This is a genomic window from Campylobacter sp. W0066.1, assembly GCF_024723635.1.
Taxonomy (GTDB): Bacteria; Campylobacterota; Campylobacteria; order Campylobacterales; family Campylobacteraceae; genus Campylobacter_D; species Campylobacter_D lari_C.
This window is the reverse complement of the sequence record NZ_JANQCW010000037.1, coordinates 1-1,543: the sequence shown is the minus strand read 5'-3', so window position 1 is coordinate 1,543 and position 1,543 is coordinate 1. Positions and strand designations below refer to the sequence as shown.

Sequence of the window (1,543 nt, the reverse complement as noted above, 5' to 3'; positions counted from 1 at the left end):
AATAATCCCAATACCAACAAAGGTTTTTTTAATGAATACAAACAACTCTTATCTTAATTTAAAAATTAACAAACTTGATTTTAAAATCACAAAAGCCATTATAAAAGAAAGCTTGGATCAGATCTTTTTATGTGAATGTGAAGGTTTTTATGAAAATATCAATAATGATATTTTTAGTGATGACAATATTGAATTTAATCCTAATATGCTTATTGATAAAGAAGCTTCACTTATAATTAAAAATCCTTATGAAAACAAAAAGATAGACTTTTCAACTAATATTGATATGATTTATCGGGGAATAATATCTTATGTTGACTATTTAGGTGTTAATCAAGGCAGTGCTAGCAATATTGTAAAAGAAAATTTTAAACAATTAAACCATAAACATTTTTTTAAGTTTAACTTGCATTCTCCTTTAATAAGACTTGATTTTAATAAAGCAAATCGTATTTATACTCATACAAACATAATAGAAGTAATTAAACAAACCTTAGCCTATTATAACACCAAGCTAAATAAAAACATTGATTTTTCTAATATTCATCATATATATGAAACTAAAGAATTAATTTCTCAATACAATGAAAGTGATTTAGAATTTATCACAAGATTAGCACACAATCATGGTATTTATTTTTATGAAGATAAAGATAATATTTATTTTTATGATTTTTATACTCATAAAGGCAAAATAAAAGATATAGTTTTTAATCCTAATATCAACAACCATCTTAATGAAACTTGTATTTACGCACTAAATAAAGAAAAACAAATACAAACTAATGCTTTTACTCATTCTAGTAATAATTCCAAACAACCTTTAAGTTTATATTCCTTAAGCACTAAAGCACAAAATGCCAATACACATTATAATGAGCATTCTTATGAAAGTGAATATTCCTTTACACAAAATATTAATTTAAAACAATCCCCTACCCTAAAAGAAAAAAGAAACACTATGCTTAATAATATACTAAAAGCAAAAAGCAATATTTATCATCTTAGTTTAAATGAAAGTATTAAAATTAATATTCAAGAAGAAACCACCAAAGAATATACCATTATAGCAAAAGAACAAATTTTAATTGATGATGCTATTTTAGCTAATACTATCAATACCAATGATAATTTAAATATTAAAGACTTAAATCTAAGCAAATCTTATACAAATAATTTAACCCTTACCCCATCTTTTTTAACCTTTACACCTAGTTTTAAATCTAAACCAAAGCCTCCAATTAATACCATGGGTATAGTTATAGGAGAAGATTCTAATATAGAAAATCAAAGAAATACCATATACACAGATGAATATGGAAGAGTAAAGGTAAGGATTAATCTTTATGCTAACCAAGAAGAATTAGATAATAAAACAAACATGTATCACCATAGTCCATTCTTAAGAGTAGCTAGTAATGTAGCAAGCAATCATTCAGGTTTTTACCATACACCTAGAATAGGAGATGAAGTTATTATTTCATTTTTAGATGATGATATAGACAAGCCTTTTATTAGTGGGAGTTTGTATAATGGGGTGAAT

General features: G+C 24.8%; 1 protein-coding gene. It reads left to right on the top strand.

Translation table 11 applies throughout. The features are described 5' to 3' along the window. Nucleotides 1-31: 31 nt before the first annotated feature. Nucleotides 32-1,543: type VI secretion system tip protein VgrG (gene vgrG / locus CAMP18497_RS08140; protein ID WP_147575767.1), on the top strand; the 1,512-nt coding region annotated here is incomplete at its 3' end.